This window comes from Caulobacter sp. Root487D2Y, assembly GCF_001427165.1.
Lineage (GTDB): Bacteria > Pseudomonadota > Alphaproteobacteria > Caulobacterales > Caulobacteraceae > Caulobacter.
This window is the reverse complement of sequence record NZ_LMFD01000012.1, coordinates 1-20879: the sequence shown is the minus strand read 5'-3', so window position 1 is coordinate 20879 and position 20879 is coordinate 1. Positions and strand designations below refer to the sequence as shown.

Sequence of the window (20879 nt, the reverse complement as noted above, 5' to 3'; positions counted from 1 at the left end):
CTCCCTTTGATCTTTGTTTTGAGTGCGGGCGCGCCGGCGGGGCGTCCCGACGAACTTCGAGATCCTCGCTAAGGCACGGCGATCTCGAAGGGCGAAACGGGCAGCCCGCTCTGGTCGAAGAGGTTCACGGCCGGAGCGTCGGCCCAGGCGTAGCGCACGCGCGCCACGGACTTGCCGTCTCCGGCCAGCACCACCGTGTCGCCCGAGGCGACCGCGGCGGCGAAGCGGCAGGAGCCGGTTTCCGCGCACAGCTCGAAACCGATGGCGACGTTCGCGCTGTGGGTGACGAGTCCGCCGCTCGCGCCCTTGAACGCCAGGGTCACGCCGCCGTCGGGATTACGGACCGCCGCCGACACGCCAGGACCCGACGGGGCGACGTCCTCGCCATAGGCCAGCGCGCGCATTGCCCGAGCCGCCCGGCGGCCGACCTCCTGCTTTTCGCCAGGGTGGATGTCGAGCGGATCGCCAAGGTCGATCGTCACGACGGCCGCCGCATGGCCGTCGGCCTCGGTCGTCCGGCGCTGGATGTCGCGCAGCCTGGCCCAGCCGCTCTCGGTCGGACGCGAGGCCGTCGCGCCATAGGCGGAAAGCTGGACCACGGCGAAGGGGAGGTCCGGCGTCGCGAACTGGCGACGCCAGTCGGCCATCATCGCGCGCAGCCGCCGGTCATAGCCGGGCAAGTCGGTGTCGGACTCGCCCTGGTACCAGGCCACGCCCTTCAGGCCGACCGTGCCGAGCGGCGCGATCATGGCGTTGTAGAGCGTGCCAGCGCCGTTGATGTCGTCCCACGGCGACCTGGGCGCATTGGATTTCGGACGACCGGCGACGACGTAGCGCCATCCGGCGTCGATCGCGATCTCGGTCCCGTCGTCGAAGCGCAGCCGCATCAGGTTCGCCGGCCCGATCATGCCGCCTTCGGCATAGACATTGTCGACGTTGACGGTGACGGCGTTACGCCCCTCGACAAGGACGCCGGGCGCGATGCGGTAGCGCCGAGGCGCGCTGGCGATGCTGCCGCCCCCCACGGGCACGCCGTTCACCCAGGTGCGGTCGGCGTCGTCGATCGCGCCGAGCGAAAGCACGGCGCCCTGCCGTGCCTGCTCGGCGGTCAGCACGACATCCTTCTTGAACCAGACCATGCCGACATAGCTGGCCAGGTCTGGGACGCCCCACCGGTTGAAGGCGCCGACGCCGGGCGCGGGCCGCCAATCCAGGACCCCGTCGGCATGCCAGGGCTCGCGACCGGGCGCGTCGCCCGATTGGTCACGCCACCACTTGCCCCAGGTGTCGGCCGCTGTGACCTCGGCGGCGGCGGTGTCGCGGGTGTAGAGCTCGAGCGTGGCGGCTTCGGCGGCCATGCCCGCCGCCCGCAGGCCTTCGGGCGCCATCCAGGGGGAAATCCGCGACCCGCCCCAGCTGGCGTGGATCAGGCCGATCGGCGCCTTTGCCGTCTTGCGCAGATCCTGGCCCATGTAGAAGCAGACGGCCGAGAATCCGGCGATGGTCCCGGGCGTCGCCGGCGCCCAGGCCGGCGGCTGGTCGAAGCGGCTTTGCGGCGTGGCGGCGACGCGCTTGGCCACGGTCAGGAGCCGCAGGCCCTCGTCGGCCGCGCCGGCGATCTGGAAGCTGTTCTGCGCCTGGGCCGTCGCGAGCTCCATGTTGCTCTGGCCCGAGCACAGGAAGACGTCGCCGATCATCAGGTCGTCGACGACCACCTGGCCGCTGGGGGCGGTGACCAGCATCTGGTAGGGGCCGCCGGCGCCCAGGGGCGGCAAGGTCAGGCTGAAGCGTCCGTCGCCGTCGGCCCGGCCGCGCGCGGTCCGCCCCGCCAGGTTGACCAGCACCGCCTCACCAGCCCGTGCGGTTCCGGTTATGACCAGGGGTCGGTCCCTCTGGAGCACGGCGTGGTCGCTGACCACGCCATCGAGACGGGGCGCCGCCGACGCCGCCTGGACTAGGCTCAGCGCCAGGACGGCGCCTGACGCCAACATCGAAACTTTCATTGGCGATCTCACTGAGGCTCTACTTCGGCAGGCCGACCGCTTCGTCGACGACGAAGGCGGCCGATTGGCTGGGCGTATCGTCGCCGGGCTGGCCCGAGCCCACGCTGACCCGATAGCGCCCCGTCGCCACCCGGCGAGCGCCGTCGAGATCCACCGAGGAAAGATCGCGCGACGACAGGGCGAAGGTGACCGCTCGGGTCTCGCCCGGCTTCAGCGTGATCCGCTGGAAGCCGCGCAAGGCCAGGCGCGGGACTCCGGGCGTGTCGGGGAAGTCGAGATAGAGCTGGGCCACTTCGTCGCCGACCCGGGCGCCGACATTGCGCACGCTGGTCGTGACGCGCAGGCCCTTGCCGGCCCCGCCGGTCGCCGGCTCGACCTTCAGGGGCTGGTACTCGAACCGGGTGTAGCTGAGGCCATAGCCGAACGGGTAGACGGGCGTTCCTTCGAAGTAGCGATAGGTCCGGCCGGCCATGGCGTAGTCGCCGAACGGCGGCAGGTCGTCGACCGAGCGGTAGAACGTCAGCGGCAGGCGCCCCGCGGGATTGGTCTTGCCCGAAAGCACGTTGGCGATGGCCAGGCCCCCGGCCTGGCCCGGATACCACGCCTCCAGGATCGCCGAGGCGTTGTCCTTGGCCCAGGAAAGATTCAACGGGCTGCCGTTCATTGTCACGATCACCAGCGGCTTGCCCAGGGCCTTGGCTTGCTCCAGCAGGGCCTGCTGATCGGCGGGAAGGTCGAGGGTCGTCTTGTCGCCGCCCTTGAAGCCCGGGATCTCGACGGGGGATTCCTCGGCCTCCAGGTCGGAAGTCAGGCCCACGACCGCGACCAGGACGTCGGCCTGGGCGGCGGCCGCCTTCAGGTCGCCGGCCGGATCGGTCGAGATGCGCTTCCAGACGAGATCGATGCCGGACAGGGCGTGGGATTCCGAAACGACCTCGATCGGGTACTTTCGGCCCTTTTCGAGTGAGATGGTCTTGAGGGTGGGAAGGCTGCCCCAACCGGCCTTGCGCAGGTCGGCGAACGGCTTGCCGTCGAACTTGAGCTCGCCGTTGAAGCCGGTCAGGCCCAGGCGATAGGTCCCGCTCTCGGGGGGGACCAGGAAGCCTGTCCAGACCACGCGATGGTGGTCCGAGACCGTCGCCAGATCCAGGCTGCGGGCCGCCACGTCCGCCTCCACGCGGGTGACCACCGGCTTTTCAGCATAGCGCATCTTGGCGACGGCCTCGCCGAACGTCCCGGGGGCGAAGCGTCTAGGGGGCGGCTCGACCGTGTTGTAGTAGCGCGCCAGGAGGCCGGACTTGCCGTCGGGTGTCCGCAGCGCCGTGGTCGGCACCCGGTCGCCGTCCGTGAACGAGGCGCCGAAGGGCGCGTAGACGACCTGGGCCGAAGGCATGGCTCGCCGCAGGCCCTCGACGACCGAGATCGGTGGGGCCGACAAGGCCGAGGAGTAGTTGCCGCGCAGGACCCGGGTGGCGTCGCCCAGCGGCCCGATCACGGCGATCCGTAGGTCCGGCTTGAGCGGCAGCAGGCCGTCGTTCTTCAAGAGAACCAGGCTCTTTTCGCCGGCGGCCAGCGCCAGGGCCTCGTGGGCCGGCGTCATCACGCTCGTCGGCGCCGCCAAGGCCGCCTCGGGCGTGCGGACGCCCGGCAGATCGCCGGCGCGCAGGCGGGCCGAGAACAATCGCACCAGCGCCAGATCGACCTCGGCGGGACTGATCAGGCCGCGCCGCAAGGCCTCGCGATAGCGATCGGCCACCCCGTCGGTGTCGGTCAGGGTCGCGCCGTTGCACTCGTTGTCGACGCCGGCCCGCATGGCGGCGGCGACGGCCGTGGCCGCGTCCGGAGCGTACTTGTGATGGTCGCTGATGTCCTTGACCGCATCGCAGTCGGAAACGACATAGCCGTCGAAATTCCAGGCTCCGCGCAGATGGTCCTTGAGCAGCAGGTCGCTGGCGCAGGCCGGTTGGCCGTCGATGCGGTTGTAGGCGCACATCACCGATCCGGCGCGGCCCTCGGTGATCGCAGCGCGGAACGCGGGCAGGTAGGTGTCCTCGAGGTCGTGGCGCGAGACGAAGACGTTGGCGCCGTGGCGCGTCGATTCCGGGCCGCTGTGAACCGCGAAATGCTTGGGCGTGGCCACCACCTGCGGCAGGTCCGGATTGGGCCCCTGGACGCCCTGGACGAAGGCCACGCCCATGCGCGCGGTCAGGAACGGATCCTCGCCGTAGGTCTCCTGGCCCCGACCCCAACGCGGATCTCGGAAGATGTTGATGTTGGGCGACCAGGTGTCGAGGCCGGTGCCGATGCGTCCCATGCGTCCGGTGTTGCGCGCCAGGACGTGCAGCCCGCGCACCTGCGACCCGATCGCGTCGGCGACGTCGTGGACGAGCGCGGGGTCGAAGCTGGCGGCCAGGCCGATCGGTTCGGGAAAGTTCGTCGTCGGCAGCGCGCCCAGAGCGCCGTGCAGCGACTCCGTCCACCAGTTGTAGGCGGGAATGCCCAGCCGGGGGATGGCCGGGGCCGTGTTCAGCAGCTGCTCGACCTTTTCGTCGGTCGTCATCTGGCCGACCAGCTGGGCGGCCAGACGATCGGCCTTGGCGCGTTCAGGCGAGACAGCGGGCGAGGGGGCCTCGGCCGGGGCCGCGTGGGCCAGCGACGCGCCAACCGACAAGGCTCCGCAAAGGGTCGCGGCCAGGCCGCGCCGGCGCCATTTGGACCTAGGCATCATTCCACCTCATGGCTTGATCTTGCTTGTTCGATCGGGAGCGGCTGATCGCGCCGGACCCGCCCGGTCGATCACCTTGCGCGCGTCTTCCGGCCACGCCTGGCCGTCGACGGCGATGTTGTCGGCGAGCCGGTTGGCGGCGTAGTCGGACCAGCTTCCATTGGCCTTGCCGGCGTTGTGCCAGTTGCCGCGCGCGACATTGTCCATCGCCGTTCGCCGGGGATGGGCGCCGTCCAGGGCGTTGAGATTGACCCAGAGACCCAGGCCGTCGAACACGTTGTCGCGCACGGTCACGTACCGCGAGCCCTCGTCGAGATAGACCCCGATCCCGCCGGGCACGTCGTAGACATGGTTCTCGGCGATCAGGGCGCCGGGATCGGCCGACAGGTGATAGATCGCCCCGCCGTCGGGGAACCAGCGTTTGACCCCATGCACGCGGTTGCCCAGGATCACCGTGTCGCGAAGGATGGTCGGGGTGTCATAGACCCGGTTGCCGGGCTGGTCGTAGTAGCCCCGGTTCAGCGACATGTAGGCGGTGTTGCCGCCCGGATCGTTGACGCCCCAACCCCAGCCCACGTCGATGCCGTCATAGGGCGTCTCGGAGACGTCGTTGCGCAGGATCAGGGGGGCGGTCGCGTAGGTGACCAGGATCGCGGCCTGCTCGCGATAGACCTGCGAGACCTTGGTGATGGTGTTGTCGCGAATGACGATGTCGCGCACCGCCAGCTCCGGTCGTGAAGGGTGGTGGGCGTCGGGGCTGACCCCGCCGACCATGATCGCGCCCCCCGCCAGGTCGAAAAATCGGCTGCGGACGACTTCGACCGAGCGGGCCTCCAGGCCGGCGCCGCTGAGATTGGCGCTGGCGTCGTTGCCGACGCCGAGGGCGATCTGCCCCAGGTGGGCGAACTCGACGTCCTCGAAGAGGATCCGGGCCGCCGCGGCGACCTGCACGGCGGCCGGCTGCTGGCGCCAATGGTTGCGCATCGCCTCGAAGGCCCAGCACCCCCAACTGCAGTCCCGGATCGGCTCGGACGGATAGTTCGGCACGTCGTCGGCGAGATAGGCGCCGCTTTGCTGGCTGGCGTAGCCTTGCGGACCGGAGGGGCCAAGCCAGCTTGTATGCTGGAAACCGATCCCGGAAAATTGCAGGTCATGGACCGGACGGCCCGGGGCGCCGGCTATCGAGACCAGGGCCTGGAGCGTGGGCATGACCACCTGGCTCGCGGCCATCGGTTCGCCGCCGCGCGGCTTGTAATAGAGCCGGCCTCGGGCCGGATCGGCCCACCAGTCGCCTTCCTCGCGCACGAAGGCCAGCGCGTTGGCGATGAAGAACCGGGCGCGGTCGCCGGAGACGGGCCGCGCGAAGGTGTCGTAGCCGATCAGGTTGTTTCGCCAGCCCGGTTGCGCCAGCAGGATACGGTCGCCGCGGATGCTCTCGACCCGAGCGCGGCGATCGGTGAAGAAGCCGGTGTTCTCGACTTCGAGGCGGGTCTGGTCGGGAAGCTCCGCCAGGAAACGCCAGGCCGGATCGAGGATCTGAATGCCCCAGTCATGGAACGCGAACGCCTTGCGCGGGGCTTCGACCTCGGCGCGACGCGCCATGCGACCGTTGACCCACAGTTGGCGCGGATCGGCTCCGCGCGGGATGTCGGCGACCCAGATGTCGCGACGCGCGTCGGCGCGCCGCCAGCCGACGACCGGGACGCCGCCCGAGATCACGGGGCGCGCGCCCTTGGCCGCTTCCCAGCGCACGACGAAGCCGTTCTGGCCTCCGTCCGCTTCGGAGAAGCGCAGGGGCGCGTCCAGGCGGTAGACGCCATCGGCCAGGCGGACCGTCACGGCGTGCACGGCGTTCACGCCGCGAACCGCGGCCTGGGCGCGTTCGAGGCTCGCGAAGGGATGCGCCGCCGATCCGTCGCCGGCGTCCGATCCGCGCGGCGAGACCTCGAGGACGACGGGGGCGGGGGCAGGGCGCTCGTGAATCTCGACCGAAGCGAAGGCTTGCTCGGAATTGGGACGGTCGCTCGGCGACGTCGCGGGGATGGCGAAGGTCGGCAGCGACTGGGCCGAGGCCGACCCGGCGCCCAGCAGGAAGAGACCCAGCGCAGGCGCGCCCCAGAATTGGCGGCGAGACCGCGATCGGACGCTCGCCGCCTCGGCGCCGGGCCGGACGGTCGCATCGGAGGCGACGGCGGTCGTCATACAGGCTGCAGGCCGTGCTCGACGATCTTGCGGATCAGGTCGCGATGGCGCGGCAGGCTCGCCAGCAGCCGATCGGTCTGGACGGCGTTCTCGCGCAGCGCCCGCTCGGCCATCGCGCGTTCGTCGGCCAGGGCCTCGGGTTCGATCTCCGTCCGAAAGCCCATGCCATAGAGCACGTACTGATAGCTGGCCGTCGGGAAGACTTCCTCGACCCGGTCGAACTCCTCGTGCAGCCACGGCGGCTGATGGCGCCAGAGGCGCAGCAGGTCGGCCAGGCGCTCGGGGACGGTCTCGGACGCGCGATTGTCGCGCCAGAAGGCGCTGTCGGACCGCTTGCTGAGAACGTAGTGCAGCTTGAGGAAATCGATGATCCGGCCCCAGCGATAATGGGTCGTGGCGTTGAAGCGGGCGGCGACGACGTCCATCACCTCGCGGCAGGCCGGCATCTGCTCGGAGATCATCTTGGCCGACAGTTCGATCAGCACGATCGCCGAGGCTTCCAGCGGTTCAAGAAAGCCGGCCGCCAGGCCCACGGCCACGCAGTTGCGCTCCCAGAAGGTCTCGCGGTGACCCGAACGGATCGGGATCTTCCTGGCGGAAAGGTCGCGACCAGCCGGCCCGATATAGGCCCGCAGTTCCCGCTCGGCGTCCTCGTCGCTGATGTGGCGGCTGGAATAGACGTGTCCGACGCCGCGACGCGTGGGCAGGCCGATGTCCCAGATCCATCCGGCCGACTGGGCCGTGGAAATGGTGTGGCTGGCGATCGGGCTGGTTTCGCTCTCGTAGGGGACCTGGATCGCCAGCGCGGTGTCGCAGAACAGGACGTCGCCGCAGTCGCGGAACGGCACGCCGAGCGCGTCGCCCAGGAGCAGCGCGCGAAAGCCCGTGCAATCCACGAACAGGTCGCCCTGGATCTCGCCGCGCTGCTGGGTGACGACGCCGCGGATGTCGCCGTCCTCGGCCATGGAGACGCTTTGCACGTCGGCCAGGACATGGCGCACGCCGAGCTTGTCGCAACAGTGACGCTGCAGGAACGGAGCGAACTTGCTCGCGTCGAGGTGATAGGCGTAGTTGGCCGCGCCCTGATAAGGCCCGGCGGTGATGGTCTTGGGGGCCAGGCCGTCGTCGCAGAGGCGGCCCTGCGGGCTGACCGCGTCGCAGAAGCTCTGCGCGCCTCCCCTCGCCAGCCAATGGGCCGCGAGGTTCACCTGCGAAAAGCCCTGCGGCAGCATCAGGGGATGATAATAGGCGTCGTCGGCCGCGCCCGTGGTCCAGCGGGCGAATTTGGCGCCCTGCTTGAACGCCGCGTCGCATTCGCGGAAGAAGTCGGCCTCGGACACGCCGATCTTGGCCAGGCTCGTGCGCAAGGTCGGCCAGGTGCCTTCGCCGACCCCGATGATCGGCGTGTTTGGCGACTCCACCAGCGTGACGGTGAAACCGGCGGCCATGCGCGCGCGGTGCTTGGCGGCGATGAGGCCGGCGGTGAGCCACCCGGCGGTCCCGCCGCCGACGATGACGATATTCTTGATCGGACGCACCATGGCCTCGAAACCCAGAAAAAAATAGACTGGGAAGATCAAACGAATGATCTTCCCAGTCGAGGGGAGGGACCTAGAAGCGGAAGCGGGCCCCGGCCGTGTAGCGCCGACCGTAGGCGAAAACGTCAAGCAGTTGGTTGTCGAACCGTCCGTGCGTGCTCTGGGTCTCGTTGGTGAGATTCAGGGCCTCGAAGAACAGGTTGATCTGCTTGGTCAGGGCGTAGCTGGTGCTAAAGTCGATCTGCAGGTTCGGATTTTCGAAGGTCGGCTCCGAACCGAAGGCGCCGGTGTTCTGGTTCTGACCGAACTGGCGCAGGTATTCCTTGCGGTAGTTGACCGCGATCCGCGCCTCGAGACCGTTCTTGTCATAGAAGGCCACGAGGTTGGCGGAGTCGGCCAGGCCGGTGATCGCAAAGCCGCTCTGGGAGATGTCGGTGCGATCGTAGGGCTTGTTGGTGTCGACCAGGGTGGCGTTGGCGTTGAAGCCGAAGCCGCTCTCGCCGAACACGTGCTGCCAGGCGATTTCCACCCCGCGCACCGTCGCTTCAGGTCCGTTCACCTGTTGGGTGACGCTGAAGATCGCCGGCTGGCCGGTGGTGGGATCGATCACGCCGTTGATCGTCTGCCGCTGGGTGCCGCCGACGATGAAGTTGCTCACGTCCTTGATGAAGAAATTGACCGACGCATAGGAGTTGGGCCGGTAGTACCACTCGACCGCCGCATCGAAGTTGTCGGCCAGATACGGCTTGAGCGACGGGCTGCCGCCGCTGGCGGTGAGGGCGCCCACGCGCTGGCCGGTGCCGACGCTGGCCACCGGCGTCAGAAGGTTCAGGCTGGGACGGGTCAGGGTCCGAGAGGCGTCGAGGCGAATGTGGATGCTGTCGGTCAGCTCCAGTTTCATATCGACGCTCGGGAGCAGGTAAGAATAGTTGCTCTTGGTCGACACGGCCTGAGGCGCGCTCAGGGTCACGGTCAGCAGGGTCGGGTCGCCGGCGCTTTGGGTGATCGCGGTTGGCACTTGGCCAAAGCCGGCGGACGTGACGTGAGTGTTCTCCTCGCGCACCCCGGCGTTGAAGTGGAACGGCATGCCGGCCACGTCGACGTCGAAGTTGGCTTTCAGGAACAGCGCCCAGGTCTTCTCGGTGATGTCGCGGATGCTGCCGTTGTCGAGCGCCAGGTTGAACGCCCCGGTGAACGTGGTGCCGACGTTGCCGCCGCCGTAGTTGAACCCGGGAATGTTCTGGGTCTGCGGGTTGCCAAGGCTGGTCAGGAACGCCTGGTAGGCGTGGGCGTCGTACTTCAGCAACGTCGGCGGCAGGGCGCCGGAGAAGCCGGGGATGAACCCGTTGGTGCTGACCTGCTGGGTGAAGAGGTTCGCCGGCACCAGCACGCCGCCGTTGGGGCCCGACGGCGGGCCGTAGCCCGGATAGGCCTGCCAGTAGTTGTTGACGAAGGTGTTGCTCTGTTGGAACTGGAAGTGGTCTTCCAGATAGCTGCCGCCGGCCTTGATGCGGAAGCCCTCCTGCTCCCAGGCCCCGGCGACGCGCACCTGCTTGACCGTGTCGGTGTTCTCCTGCGCTTGGCGCACGGTGACGTGGGAGCCCATGACCGAGGTGTCGGCCCAGCGCGCGGCGTCGCCGTTCGGCCCGAAGCCGTGCAGCACCGGCAAGGTGTCCTTGCTGTCGCCGTCGATCCTGATGCCCAGGGACGGACCGATCGCGAAGCCGTAGCCCACGTCGCCGTTGTCGCTGCTGATCTGGCCATCTGGGTTGAGCTGGCTCTTGGCGTAGCTGGCGTCGGCCTCGAAACTCAGATTCTGCGACACGTCCCACTGGAGGTTCAGGCCGGTCTGGTTGGTCTCGAGGACAGAGCGGTCCGTGCCGGCCACGAAATCGGTTTGCGATCCGGCCTGGGTGAAGTCGACCGTCGTGCCGTTCTGGTCAAGCTTGACGTTCCGAAGGCCGCCCTGATTGAACCAGATGCCGTAACCGAAATTGTCGGCCCGGATCTTCTGGCGCGAATAGTTGTCGTCCAGGGTGACCGTGACGCCTTCCGCCGGGTTCCATTGCAAGGCGATGCGACCGTCAAGCCGTTCGTCCTTGGTATAGATCTGGCTCGCGCCGGCCTGCTGCTCGAACCAGCCGACGACGGTCTTGTTGGCCAGCTCGGCGGACGTGCATGCAGCGGTCAGTTGGCAGGGCGCGTAGCGCCCGCCCGGCCAGCCGCTGACGTAGACGCGGTTGGTCTGGGTGTCGTGGCGCGTGTACATCACGTCGGCCAGCACGCCGAACTTGTTGTCGGCGAAGGTGTCGCTGAACAGCGCCCCGACGGTGGGAACCACCTTGCCGGCGTCGTCCTGCAGCGAGCCGGAGGCGGTGACCGCCATGCGGCGGCCCGGGTGATCGAACGGCTTGGGGAAGGCGACATTGACGGTCGCGCCGATCGAGCTGCTCGACAGCGTCACGTCGGGCGTCTTGAGCACGGACAGGCCGCCCACGAAGTCGGCGCCCACGGTGCTGAAGTCGACCGAGCGACCGCCGGTCGCCGTGGAAATCCGACGACCGTCGTAGAGGGTTTCGTTGAAGTCGCCGCCAAAGCCGCGGACGGTGATGCCTTGCGGCTCGCCGCGGGCGCCGGCGCGCTGGATGGAGACCCCGGGCAGCCGCTGCAGCGACGCGGCGACGTTCGAGTCCGGGAACTTGCCGATATCCTCCGCGGAGATGGCGTCGACCACGCCGGCCGAGGTTCGCTTGATGTCGAGGTTGCGTTGCAGCGAGCCGCGCAGACCCGTGACGATGACCTCGTCGACGGTGGTGGTCTCGTTGTTCGGTCGCGGAGCCGAAGCCTGCTCGGCCGCCGGAGCGGCGACGGCGGCCGCCGTGATGATGGGCTCCTCGCGCTCGGCGGCGCTGGCCGCGCCGCAAAGCGCCAGGACCATGACACTGGACGCACCGACCAGGGCAGCCTTTGAAGCGCGTGATCGCGCTCCCGAATTACTCTGATTAGTGAGCTGGGCTTTTATCATGTTTCCCCTCCTGTTTCCTCTGGGTGAACGCGTGCGCTATCGCTCGGCCGGGTGCATGTTCCTGGCCGTTACGTCTCAATTTTCGGAATAGAAGGGGTCTAGCTGTCGTCCCTACGGCACGATTGCATCACAACCTCCCTGCGCAATATCTTTCTTGTTGTATTGAAGGTAGCGCTAACAGGTACCGGTATCAAGACCTATTTGTCGGTGTAATTGGCTTGGCTTGACGCTGGTGGACGGCCCCGTCGATCGCGGTTATCGATCTGTGGCATTAGGCGCTCGCGGGCTCGATCTCGCGACGGTCAGCGAGGAAACGACCATGGACCTGGAACTGCTGAACGCGGAGCGTCACCTTGGCTTGCACCAGGCCGAGGTTCCCGTGGACGGCGCGCATTTTGTTCAGATCGTGGCGTCCGAGTTCGCCACAGCCGCCGCGACCTGTCCGATTTTCCTGACAAAGAGCCCGGAAACCGGGCAGTTTTACGCGGGCGCGATGTTCGGTTTCGAGCCGGGCGAGAACCTGCTCAGGCGCGGTGCGTCCGGGCGCGGGGCGTTCCTGCCGCTGGATCTCGAGCGGCAGGGCTACTTCCTCGCGCCCGGCGGCGTCGCCATCGATCCCGGCCACCCGCGGTTCTCCACTGGGCGAGGGGCGGCCTTGTTCGAGAAGGATGGACTGCCCAGCCAGGCGCTGCGGCGCATCCAGCATGTGCTCGGACAATTGAACGTCGGCGTGCCGGCGACCGACGCCTTCATCCAATCGCTCGTCGCCCTGGGGCTGGTCGAACCGATCGATATCGACCTGTCCTTCGACGACGGCCGGTCCCTGAGTCTGGCCGGTCTCTACACCGTCAGCCTCGACGCGCTCGGCGAACTGAACGACGCCGCCGTGGTCGATCTCTTTCGGCGCGGCCACCTACAACTCGCCTATGCGATGGCCGGGTCGCTCAAGCAGGTGTCGGTGCTGGCCAATCTAAGAAACGAGCGACTGGCGGCATGAGCGGGCGGCGGCCCCCGCGGGCAAAGGCCGTCGAGATCGACGCCGCGAACGCGGAGGGCGCCGGCGGGTTCGGACCAGACATGGCGCAGGCCTGTGACCCCGTCGTGCTGCGGGGACTGTGCCGCGATTGGCCGTCGACGCGGGCGGCCGCCAGGTCCTGGCCGGACTTGGCGGCGTATCTCAAGGGCTTCGACGTCGGCCTGGCGGGGCAGGCCTTCATCGGCGCGCCGGCCATCGCCGGGCGCTATGACTACGGCGAGGGGCCGGGCGGGTTCAATTTCGATCGCGAGTCCTTGACCCTGGGCCAGACCCTGGAACGGATCGACCAGGCGGCCGCCGATCCTGGGCGCGCCAGCGTCTACATGGGCTCCCTGCCGACCGACGACTATCTGCCGGGGTTCGACCAGGACCACCGGGTCGCCTTCCTGCCGTCCGCCGCGCGGCCTCGCGTCTGGCTCGGCAACGCCAGCCGCGTGGCCTGCCACTACGACACCTACGACAACCTGGCCTGCGTTGTCGCCGGCCGGCGACGCTTCACGCTCTATCCGCCGGACGCGATCGGAGACCTCTATGTCGGGCCGATCGACCACACCATGGCCGGGCAGCCGGTGGCGCTCGCGGCTGGAGCCGAACCGGGCGACCCGCGCTTTCCGCGTTTCGAAGCAGCGCGCGATCGGGCCGCCGTGGTCGAACTGGCGCCGGGCGACGCGCTCTACCTGCCCAAGCTGTGGTGGCATCAGGTCGAAGCGCTGGATTCCCGCAATCTGCTGGTCAACTACTGGTGGGACGCGTTCGCGGCCGGTCCCGACGCGCCGTTCGTCACGATGATGCTGGCGATGATCGCGATCGCCGAGCGCCCGCCGGCCGAACGTCACGCCTGGCGCGCGTTCTTCGACCACTACGTCTTTCGCCCGAACGGTCACCCGCTGGATCATCTCCCGCCCTCGCGCCATGGGATCCTTGGGTCCTTGGCGGAGGGGAACTACGGGAAGGTCCGCGCCAGCGTCATGCGGATGTTGCGGGGCGGCTGAGGGCGGCTCCGCCCCGCCTATCGTGAGCCGGCCGAGACCGGGAATGCGAACACGGTCGCCGAGATGGGCGGAACCGTCAGGCGCGAGCCACGGGCGACCGAACCGTCCGCGACGGTCACGCCGGTCGGCGCGCCGACCTTATTGGTCGCCGCCAACGAAGCGCCGGTCAGAACCCAGCGGCGGCCCGCGCCGGACAAGGCCAGGGACCTCAAGTCCAGGTTCAACGTCTGCGTTCGGGTGGTGGCGTTGACCACGCCGATCCGCAGGGTCCTGCCGTCGGGGCTGAGGCCCGCGATCACGTCCAGCGGATAGGTGGGGCTGCCGGCCCTGACCTTGGGATGATCATAGCCGACCGGATAGCGCGGTTCCGGCTGCTCGGAGTCTCCCAGGACAGCGACCGGCGTCACGCCGGCGCCGAAGTGCTCGCCGTAGAACTTGAAGACCACGCCGGTGGAGTTGAGCGTCGCGTCGGTCGGGGTGATGTCCATGGTCGAGGCGCCGGTGGTGAAGGCGGCCATGGTCAGGAAGTCGGTGTGGCGCAGCATCTCCTGCAGGACCTCGGCGTAGGCCAGGGCCGACTTCAGATTGACCTCGCCGAAATAGGCGTACTCGTCGATCGACAGGAAGATCTTCTTGTCCTTGATGGCCGGGAAGCGCCGCTCGTAGATCTTCCACTCCTCGGCCTTCATCCGCACCTGGTTCGAGGGCGAGCGGACATATTCCATCAACTCGGCGTCGGCTGGGGCGTTGGGGCGCTTCTCGGGCCGGTCGTACCAGTGCTCGGAGATGCCGTCGAAATTGCCCCAGGCCTTGGCCAGAAGACCGCCGGTCCAGTCCTCTTCGGTGCCGAACTTCGGCGCGATGCTCTCGAGCGAGGCGTTCTCCTTGGTGTCGCGCGGATGCAGTTGGTCGGGCATGGCGCCGGATCCGATCAGGGTGATCGTCGGATCGACCGCGCGCATCGCCGCGGCGAACGCGTTGTGTTTGATCATGAAATAGTCGAGCGAGGTCTTGCCGATCTGCCACCAGCCATAGGGCTCGTTGCCGATGTTCCAGAACTTGACGCCATACGGCCGCGGGTGACCGTTGGCCGCCCGGCGCGCGCCCCAAGCGCTGGTCGCCGGCCCGTTCAGATATTCGACCTCTTCGGCCGCCGAATTGGCGTCACCGAGTCCGGCGTCGACGGTGACATAGGGCTCGACGCCGAGGATCTTGGTCAGGTCCATCCATTCGTCCATGCCGATGTCATTGGGCTGCATCGCGCTCCAGGCGTGATCGAACATCGGCGCGCGCTTGTCTCGCGGGCCGAGCGCGCCGTGCCAGTCCCAATTGGACAGGAAGTTGCCGCCGGGCAGGCGCCACATGCCCGAATTGAGCGAACGTGCGATCGCCGTGCTGTCGGCGCGCCAGCCGCGAACATTGTCGGAAGGCATTAAGGACGCCGCGCCGACACGGAACGAGCCCGAGCCCAGGCCGGTGATCTCCAGGCGCGCATCGGCGGCGTCGGCGGCCGGGGTGAAGCTGAACGGGGCGCGACTCCAGCCACCGTCGGGGGAGGGAAGGGCGACGGTCTGGCGGTCGTCGGGGCCCGGTCCCCAGACCAGCGCGACCTCGACCTGGGCGCCGGCGTCGCCCGACAGCAAGACATAGCCGTCATAGCGCTTGCCCTTGGCCAGTCCGATGCCCGATTGCGAAAGGCCCTTGCGGATCGTCCCGTCGAGGGCGACGCGAGGGCTCTGGGCGCCGACATAGGCGGCCTTGGAATCCATGACCACGGCGTCGTCGCCGCCGACCGGGCGCCACTTGCGATAGCTCACCCCGGGGCGACCCTCGGCGTTCAGGGGCGGCGGCGCGTCTTGGGACGCCGGCAGGACCGGGTAGTAGAACTTGCGGTCGTCCAGCATTTCCGCCCACAGGGTGCGCGCCACCAACCCGCCGATGGGCTCGATGAACATGCCGTACTCGTACTTGGTGACCGGGGCGGCGCGGCGCGCGGCGTCGATCGTCACCTTGACGGGCTCGGCGTCGGCTCCCGTCGCCGCGGCCATGGTCAGTCCCAAGCCGGCGGCCAGCATCCATCCATACCGCATGACATTCTCCCTAATGACTCAGTCGTTTGTCTGGCGCCCTCGAGGCAGGCCCGCCGCGCTCTTGTTGGTCTTTCGCGGAAATTGAAGAGCTGACCGCGCAGACACCGGTATCGCCGGCCTGGTCTTGGGTCGGCCTTGGAAAGCCTGTGGAGCCCTCTCCAGCCTCCCTTGACACGGCCATATTAAGTCCGACAAATGGTAGCGCTAACAAGTCGCGCCATGCCATGTCAAGACGCGCGACAGGGAGGACGGAAATGATCGCTCGCGACACTCGGGCCGGCGCCCGCGCCCTCCGGTCCTGCGCTCGCTTGGTGGCGATCGTCGTGCTCGGGCTGGCCGCTCCGATGAGGGCGGAGGCCCGAGTGTCGACCAACGCGCCGCCGCCGGTCGCCGGCGCCAAGCCGGTGACGATCGAGCGGATCAAGGTCCATTCCGTCGCCATCGAGGGCAATCTGGAGGGCGAGAGCGCCGACCGCGACGTGATCGTGGTCCTGCCGCCAGGCTACAAAAGCCATCCTGAACGGCGCTATCCGGTCGTCTACGCCTTGCACGGTTATTCGATCGGCGCGGAACAGTGGATCGGCGAGATTCACGTTCCCCAGACCATCGAGGGCGCCTTCGCGCGCGGCGCGGCCGAGATGATCGTCGTGCTGCCCGACAGCAAGACCGTTCACAATGGATCGATGTACTCCAGCTCCCAGACGACAGGCGATTTCGAGAGCTTCATCGCCAGGGACCTGGTCGGCTACGTCGACGGTCACTATCGCACCCTGCCCAGGCGCGAGAGCCGAGGCCTGGTGGGTCATTCGATGGGCGGCTATGGCGCCAGCCGCATCGGCATGCGCCATGCCGACGTTTTCGGCGCGCTCTACATGATGAGCCCCTGCTGCCTCTCGCCGCGCGACCCGGGCCAGTTCAACGCCGAGGCCGCGACCGCCCTGGCCCAGGTCAAGACCCTGGAGGACGCCCAGAAACTGCCCTGGGGGCTGCGGGCCCAGCTGGCGACGGCGGCGGCCTGGTCGCCGAACCCCAACAGGCCGCCGCTCTATCTCGACCTCCCCGTGGAGAACGGCCAGGTCCAGCCCGAGGTGCTGGCCAGGTGGGCGGCCAACGCGCCCTTGGCCTTCTTCGATCAGTATGTGGGGCAGCTGCGCCGCTACAAGGCGATCGCCATGGACGTCGGCGATCGCGACGGCCTGAAGGTCGACGCGGCCAAGCTGCACGAATCCATGGACCGTTACGGCGTCGCCAACAGCTTCGAGATCTATTCCGGCGACCACACCAGCGACGTGGCGGGGCGGTTTCAAGATCATGTGCTGCCGTTCTTCAGCAAGAACCTGGCGTTCACGGCGCGTTAGAGTGCGGAGATCGAGCCCTTGTCCAGGACGCCCATGATCTTCGCCCGCGCCGCCGCCGCGGCCCTGGCTATCGCGAGCGCCGGCGTTACGATGGCGAGGGCCGCCGATCCGCTCGCGGCGACCGGCCGCTGGACCGCCTACGAGCGCGCGGCGGCGCGGACGCCGCCGATGGGCTGGAACAGCTGGAACGCCTTCACCAGCGACATCGACGAAGACAAGGTGATGGCCTCGGCCCGGGTCCTGGTCGAGGCCGGCCTGTCGGCCAAGGGCTATCGCTATGTGAACATCGATGACGGCTGGTGGCTCAAGCGTCGCGCCGGCGACGGCCGAATGCTCATCCGTACGGCCCGTTTCCCGTCGGCCGCGACGCCGGACGGCGGGACCAGCTTTCGGCCGCTGACCGACCGGCTCCACGCCATGGGTCTGAAGGCCGGCATCTATTCCGACATCGGCCGCAACAGCTGCGGCCAGGTCTTCACATCGACCTTTCCCAACCAGCCCGAAGGCGACGTGGGCGAACGCGAAGTCGGGCTCTACGGCCACGTCGACCAGGACATCGCCCTCTATTTCCAGGAGTGGGGCTTCGACCTGATCAAGGTCGATGGGTGCGGGGTGCGGGGCCTGCCGTCCACGGACGCCCGGGTGAAGGCGGGGCAATATCGCGCGCTTGAGCCGCTGGTCGACGTCGATTCCCTGGGACGGACGGACGTTCCGGCGGTTCGGTCGCTCTACCAGGCCGTGGGCGACGCCCTGGACCGCAGCAACCCCGACGGCGACTTCGTCTATTCGATCTGCCTTTGGGGCGCGGCCGACGTGCGCGCCTGGGGCAAGGATGTCGGCGCCATGTCGCGCACCAGCGAGGACATCTCCCCGACCTGGAGCCGGATGCTGCACAACCTCGACAGCGTCTCCCGACGCGCCCTCTACGCCCATCCCGGCTCGTGGAACGATCCGGACATGCTGTATGTCGGCAAGGGCGACTTCGACGCGGCGCACCTTGTCGAGGCTCGCTCGCATTTCGCGCTCTGGGCGATGGTCAATGCGCCGCTGATCATCGGCTACGACCTCAGGACGGCCGCGCCGTCGCTGCTGGAGGTCCTGGGCGCTCGCGAGATCATCGCGCTGAATCAGGATCCGGCGGGCAATCAGGCCGTGCTGGCCTTCGATTCCGACGACGTCTCCATCTTCGTCAAGACGCTGGCCGGCGGCGACAAGGCCGTGGCCATCCTCAACCGCACGGCCGCCCCCACCGAGGCCGTGCTGACCGCCGAGCACCTGAAGTTCCTGGCCACGGCCGATATCGAGCTCACGGACTTGTGGACCGGCGCGGCCACCCGCTTGCGCGCCGACCGGAAGTTCCAATTGGCGCCGCGCCAGACCCTGGTGTTCCGGGCCAGGGGGGCGCGCAAGCTCGGCGACGGCGTCTTTCTTTCCGAACAGCCTGGAGCGGTGAATCCGGCTGTTGACGGGGTGGTGACCCCGCAGGCGGACCCGCTGGTCCACCGCGCCATCCTGCCCTGGCGCGGCACGCGCGGCTTTGGCGAACCGCCGCGCTACGGGGGCTGGGGCGGGGCCCAGGCCGACCGCACCCCCTACGACCAGGAACTGGCGATCGCCGGGCGGCGGTTCGAGACGGGCCTCGGCGTCCTGGCCAACTCGCGCCTGGAAGTACGCAACGCGGGCTTTCGCCGCTTCACCGCCAGCGTGGGCGTCGATGATTCCGCGCAGGAACGCGCCCAGCCCGTGACCTTCCTCGTCTATGGTGACGGCAAGCTCCTGGCGACGTCGCGGCCGCTGAGCTTCGGCCAGCCGCCGCAGGATCTCGGCGTCGAGGTTTCCGGGGTCAAGGTGCTGGAGCTGGTGGTGCGGACGCCGTCGCCATCGCGCCATCCAGACCCCGTCACCTGGGGCGACGCGGCGCTGCACCGTTAGCGCGAGGCGGCGATCCAGCCGCGAGGAGACTGAAGTGCGATTGAAGACCTGCATGAAATGGGACGATTGACGATCATGAGCTCTGCCGCCGTTCCGCCCCGCGCCCTTCGTTCGCGCGCCTGGTTCGACAATCCGGACAACGCGGACATGACGGCGCTCTATCTGGAGCGANATCATGAGCTCTGCCGCCGTTCCGCCCCGCGCCCTTCGTTCGCGCGCCTGGTTCGACAATCCGGACAACGCGGACATGACGGCGCTCTATCTGGAGCGATATCTGAACTTCGGTCTGTCGCTGGACGAACTGCAGTCGGGCAAGCCGATCATCGGCATCGCCCAGACCGGCAGCGACCTGTCGCCGTGCAACCGCCACCACCTGGTCCTGGCCGAGCGGGTGCGCGAAGGCATCCGCACGGCCGGCGGCATCGCCCTGGAGTTCCCGGTCCACCCGATCCAGGAGACCGGCAAGCGYCCGACCGCGGGGCTGGACCGCAACCTGTCTTACCTGGGCCTGGTGGAGATCCTGTACGGCTATCCGATCGACGGGGTGGTGCTGACCATCGGCTGCGACAAGACCACCCCGGCCTGCCTGATGGCCGCCGCCACGGTCAACATCCCGGCCATCGCCCTGTCGGTCGGCCCGATGCTGAACGGCTGGCACAAGGGCGAGCGCACCGGCTCGGGCACCATCGTCTGGAAGGCCCGCGAGATGCTGGCGGCCGGCGAGATCGACCGGGCCGGCTTCATCAAGCTGGTGGCCAGCTCGGCCCCCTCGACCGGCTATTGCAACACCATGGGCACGGCCACGACCATGAACTCGCTGACCGAGGCGCTGGGCATGTCGCTGACCGGCTCGGCGGCCATTCCGGCCCCTTACCGTGATCGACAACAGAACGCCTACGAGACCGGCCTGCGGATCGTCGAGCTGACCCTGCAGGACATCAAGCCGTCCGACATCCTGACCCGCGACGCGTTCCTCAACGCCGTCGTCGTCAATTCGGCGATCGGCGGCTCGACCAACGCCCCGATCCACCTGAACGGCCTGGCCCGCCACATGGGCGTGGAGCTCTCGGTCGACGACTGGCAGACCTATGGCGAGCAGGTGCCGCTGCTGGTCAACCTGCAGCCGGCCGGGGACTATCTGGGCGAGGACTACTACCGAGCCGGCGGCGTGCCGGCCGTGGTCAACCAGCTGATGGGCCAGGGGCTGATCCGCGAGGACGCCCTGACCGTGTCGGGCCAGACGATCGGCCAGGCCTGCCGCGGCGCGGCGATCGAGGACGAGGCGGTGATCCGCCCCTTCGACAAGCCGCTGGTCCAGCGCGCCGGCTTCGTGGTCATGCGCGGCAACCTGTTCAACTCGGCGATCATGAAGACCAGCGTGATCACCGCCGAATTCCGCGACCGCTACCTGTCCGACCCCGACGACCCCGACGCCTTCGAGGGCGAGGCCGTGGTGTTCGACGGCCCCGAGGACTACCACCGCCGGATCGACGATCCGTCGGTGGGCATCACCGAGCGCAGCGTGCTGTTCATGCGCGGGGCCGGGCCGATCGGCTATCCGGGCGCGGCCGAGGTGGTCAACATGCGGGCCCCCGACTACCTGATCAAGCGCGGGATCCACCAGCTGCCCTGCCTGGGCGACGGGCGCCAGTCGGGCACCTCCGGCTCGCCCTCGATCCTCAACGCTTCGCCCGAGGCGGCGGCCGGCGGCGGCCTGGCCCTGCTCAGGAGCGGCGACCGCGTGCGGGTCGACCTGCGCAAGTCGCGGGTCGACGTGCTGGTCACCCCCGAGGAGATCGTCGAACGGCGCAAGGCGCTGGAGGCGGCCGGCGGCTACGCCTATCCGCAAAGCCAGACGCCCTGGCAGGAGATCCAGCGGGCCATCATCGGCCAGATGGACACCGGGGCGGTGCTGGAGCCGGCGGTCAAGTACCAGCGCATCGCCCAGACCAAGGGCCTGCCCCGGGATAACCATTAG

11 protein-coding genes and 1 pseudogene are annotated in these 20879 nt (G+C 68.5%); 6 read left to right on the top strand and 6 right to left on the bottom strand.

Features of this window, described 5'->3' with window-relative positions:
* Positions 1-68: 68 nt before the first annotated feature.
* From ASD38_RS17485 to ASD38_RS17465, 5 genes are all read right to left on the bottom strand, one after another.
* Positions 69-2003: a sialate O-acetylesterase gene (locus ASD38_RS17485; protein ID WP_056461981.1), complete on the bottom strand. Its 1935-nt coding sequence runs from the start codon at positions 2001-2003 to the stop codon at positions 69-71.
* A gap of 19 nt (positions 2004-2022) precedes the next feature.
* The gene (locus tag ASD38_RS17480; protein WP_056462464.1) at positions 2023-4728 is read right to left on the bottom strand and encodes a glycoside hydrolase family 3 C-terminal domain-containing protein; all 2706 of its coding nucleotides are present in this window, start codon (positions 4726-4728) and stop codon (positions 2023-2025) included.
* A 9-nt stretch (positions 4729-4737) separates the two neighbouring features.
* Positions 4738-6930 carry a right-handed parallel beta-helix repeat-containing protein gene (locus tag ASD38_RS17475; protein ID WP_056461979.1) on the bottom strand — a complete coding sequence of 731 codons (2193 nt, stop codon included), beginning with the start codon at positions 6928-6930 and terminating at the stop codon, positions 4738-4740.
* Entirely contained in the window at positions 6927-8471 is a 1545-nt protein-coding gene (locus tag ASD38_RS17470; RefSeq protein ID WP_082560807.1) for a tryptophan halogenase family protein, read from the bottom strand. Before ASD38_RS17470 ends, ASD38_RS17475 begins: the two co-directional genes overlap by 4 nt.
* 70 nt (positions 8472-8541) lie before the next feature.
* Positions 8542-11406, bottom strand: coding sequence for a TonB-dependent receptor (locus ASD38_RS17465; protein WP_235523873.1), 2865 nt, complete (start codon positions 11404-11406; stop codon positions 8542-8544).
* A gap of 406 nt (positions 11407-11812) precedes the next feature.
* On the opposite strand from ASD38_RS17465, the gene ASD38_RS17460 reads away from it, so the two are divergent.
* Together ASD38_RS17460 and ASD38_RS17455 are read left to right on the top strand one after the other, a co-directional pair.
* Positions 11813-12490 carry a SapC family protein gene (locus ASD38_RS17460; protein WP_056437270.1) on the top strand — a complete coding sequence of 226 codons (678 nt, stop codon included), beginning with the start codon at positions 11813-11815 and terminating at the stop codon, positions 12488-12490.
* 80 nt (positions 12491-12570) lie between these two features.
* On the top strand, positions 12571-13521 hold the full coding sequence (locus ASD38_RS17455; protein WP_235523872.1) for a cupin-like domain-containing protein: 951 nt from the start codon (positions 12571-12573) through the stop codon (positions 13519-13521).
* A 17-nt stretch (positions 13522-13538) separates the two neighbouring features.
* Here ASD38_RS17455 and ASD38_RS17450 read toward each other — a convergent pair whose 3' ends face one another.
* Positions 13539-15611, bottom strand: coding sequence for an alpha-L-arabinofuranosidase C-terminal domain-containing protein (locus ASD38_RS17450; protein WP_056461967.1), 2073 nt, complete (start codon positions 15609-15611; stop codon positions 13539-13541).
* 254 nt (positions 15612-15865) lie between these two features.
* On the opposite strand from ASD38_RS17450, the gene ASD38_RS17445 reads away from it, so the two are divergent.
* The 4 genes and pseudogenes from ASD38_RS17445 (at position 15866) to ASD38_RS17435 (ending at position 20879) form a co-directional block, all read left to right on the top strand.
* Positions 15866-16969 (top strand): alpha/beta hydrolase, encoded by a 1104-nt coding sequence (locus tag ASD38_RS17445; protein WP_056461965.1) that lies wholly within the window; start codon positions 15866-15868, stop codon positions 16967-16969.
* 33 nt (positions 16970-17002) lie between these two features.
* Entirely contained in the window at positions 17003-18901 is a 1899-nt protein-coding gene (locus ASD38_RS17440; protein ID WP_056461963.1) for an NPCBM/NEW2 domain-containing protein, read from the top strand.
* Positions 18902-18976: 75 nt separating this feature from the next.
* A pseudogene (locus ASD38_RS25155) lies at positions 18977-19072 on the top strand (hypothetical protein); the annotation flags it as partial.
* Positions 19073-19076: 4 nt separating this feature from the next.
* Positions 19077-20879: an IlvD/Edd family dehydratase gene (locus tag ASD38_RS17435; RefSeq protein ID WP_056461960.1), complete on the top strand. Its 1803-nt coding sequence runs from the start codon at positions 19077-19079 to the stop codon at positions 20877-20879.

Coding starts and splice junctions, on each gene's coding strand:
- ASD38_RS17465 (WP_235523873.1), bottom strand. CDS start 11,406: ATGGTCCTGGCGCTTTGCGGCGCGGCCAGCGCCGCCGAGCGCGAGGAG.
- ASD38_RS17455 (WP_235523872.1), top strand. CDS start 12,571: ATGGCGCAGGCCTGTGACCCCGTCGTGCTGCGGGGACTGTGCCGCGAT.
- ASD38_RS17480 (WP_056462464.1), bottom strand. CDS start 4,728: ATGCCTAGGTCCAAATGGCGCCGGCGCGGCCTGGCCGCGACCCTTTGC.
- ASD38_RS17460 (WP_056437270.1), top strand. CDS start 11,813: ATGGACCTGGAACTGCTGAACGCGGAGCGTCACCTTGGCTTGCACCAG.
- ASD38_RS17470 (WP_082560807.1), bottom strand. CDS start 8,471: ATGGTGCGTCCGATCAAGAATATCGTCATCGTCGGCGGCGGGACCGCC.
- ASD38_RS17475 (WP_056461979.1), bottom strand. CDS start 6,930: ATGACGACCGCCGTCGCCTCCGATGCGACCGTCCGGCCCGGCGCCGAG.
- ASD38_RS17445 (WP_056461965.1), top strand. CDS start 15,866: ATGATCGCTCGCGACACTCGGGCCGGCGCCCGCGCCCTCCGGTCCTGC.
- ASD38_RS17450 (WP_056461967.1), bottom strand. CDS start 15,611: ATGCGGTATGGATGGATGCTGGCCGCCGGCTTGGGACTGACCATGGCC.
- ASD38_RS17485 (WP_056461981.1), bottom strand. CDS start 2,003: ATGAAAGTTTCGATGTTGGCGTCAGGCGCCGTCCTGGCGCTGAGCCTA.
- ASD38_RS17440 (WP_056461963.1), top strand. CDS start 17,003: ATGATCTTCGCCCGCGCCGCCGCCGCGGCCCTGGCTATCGCGAGCGCC.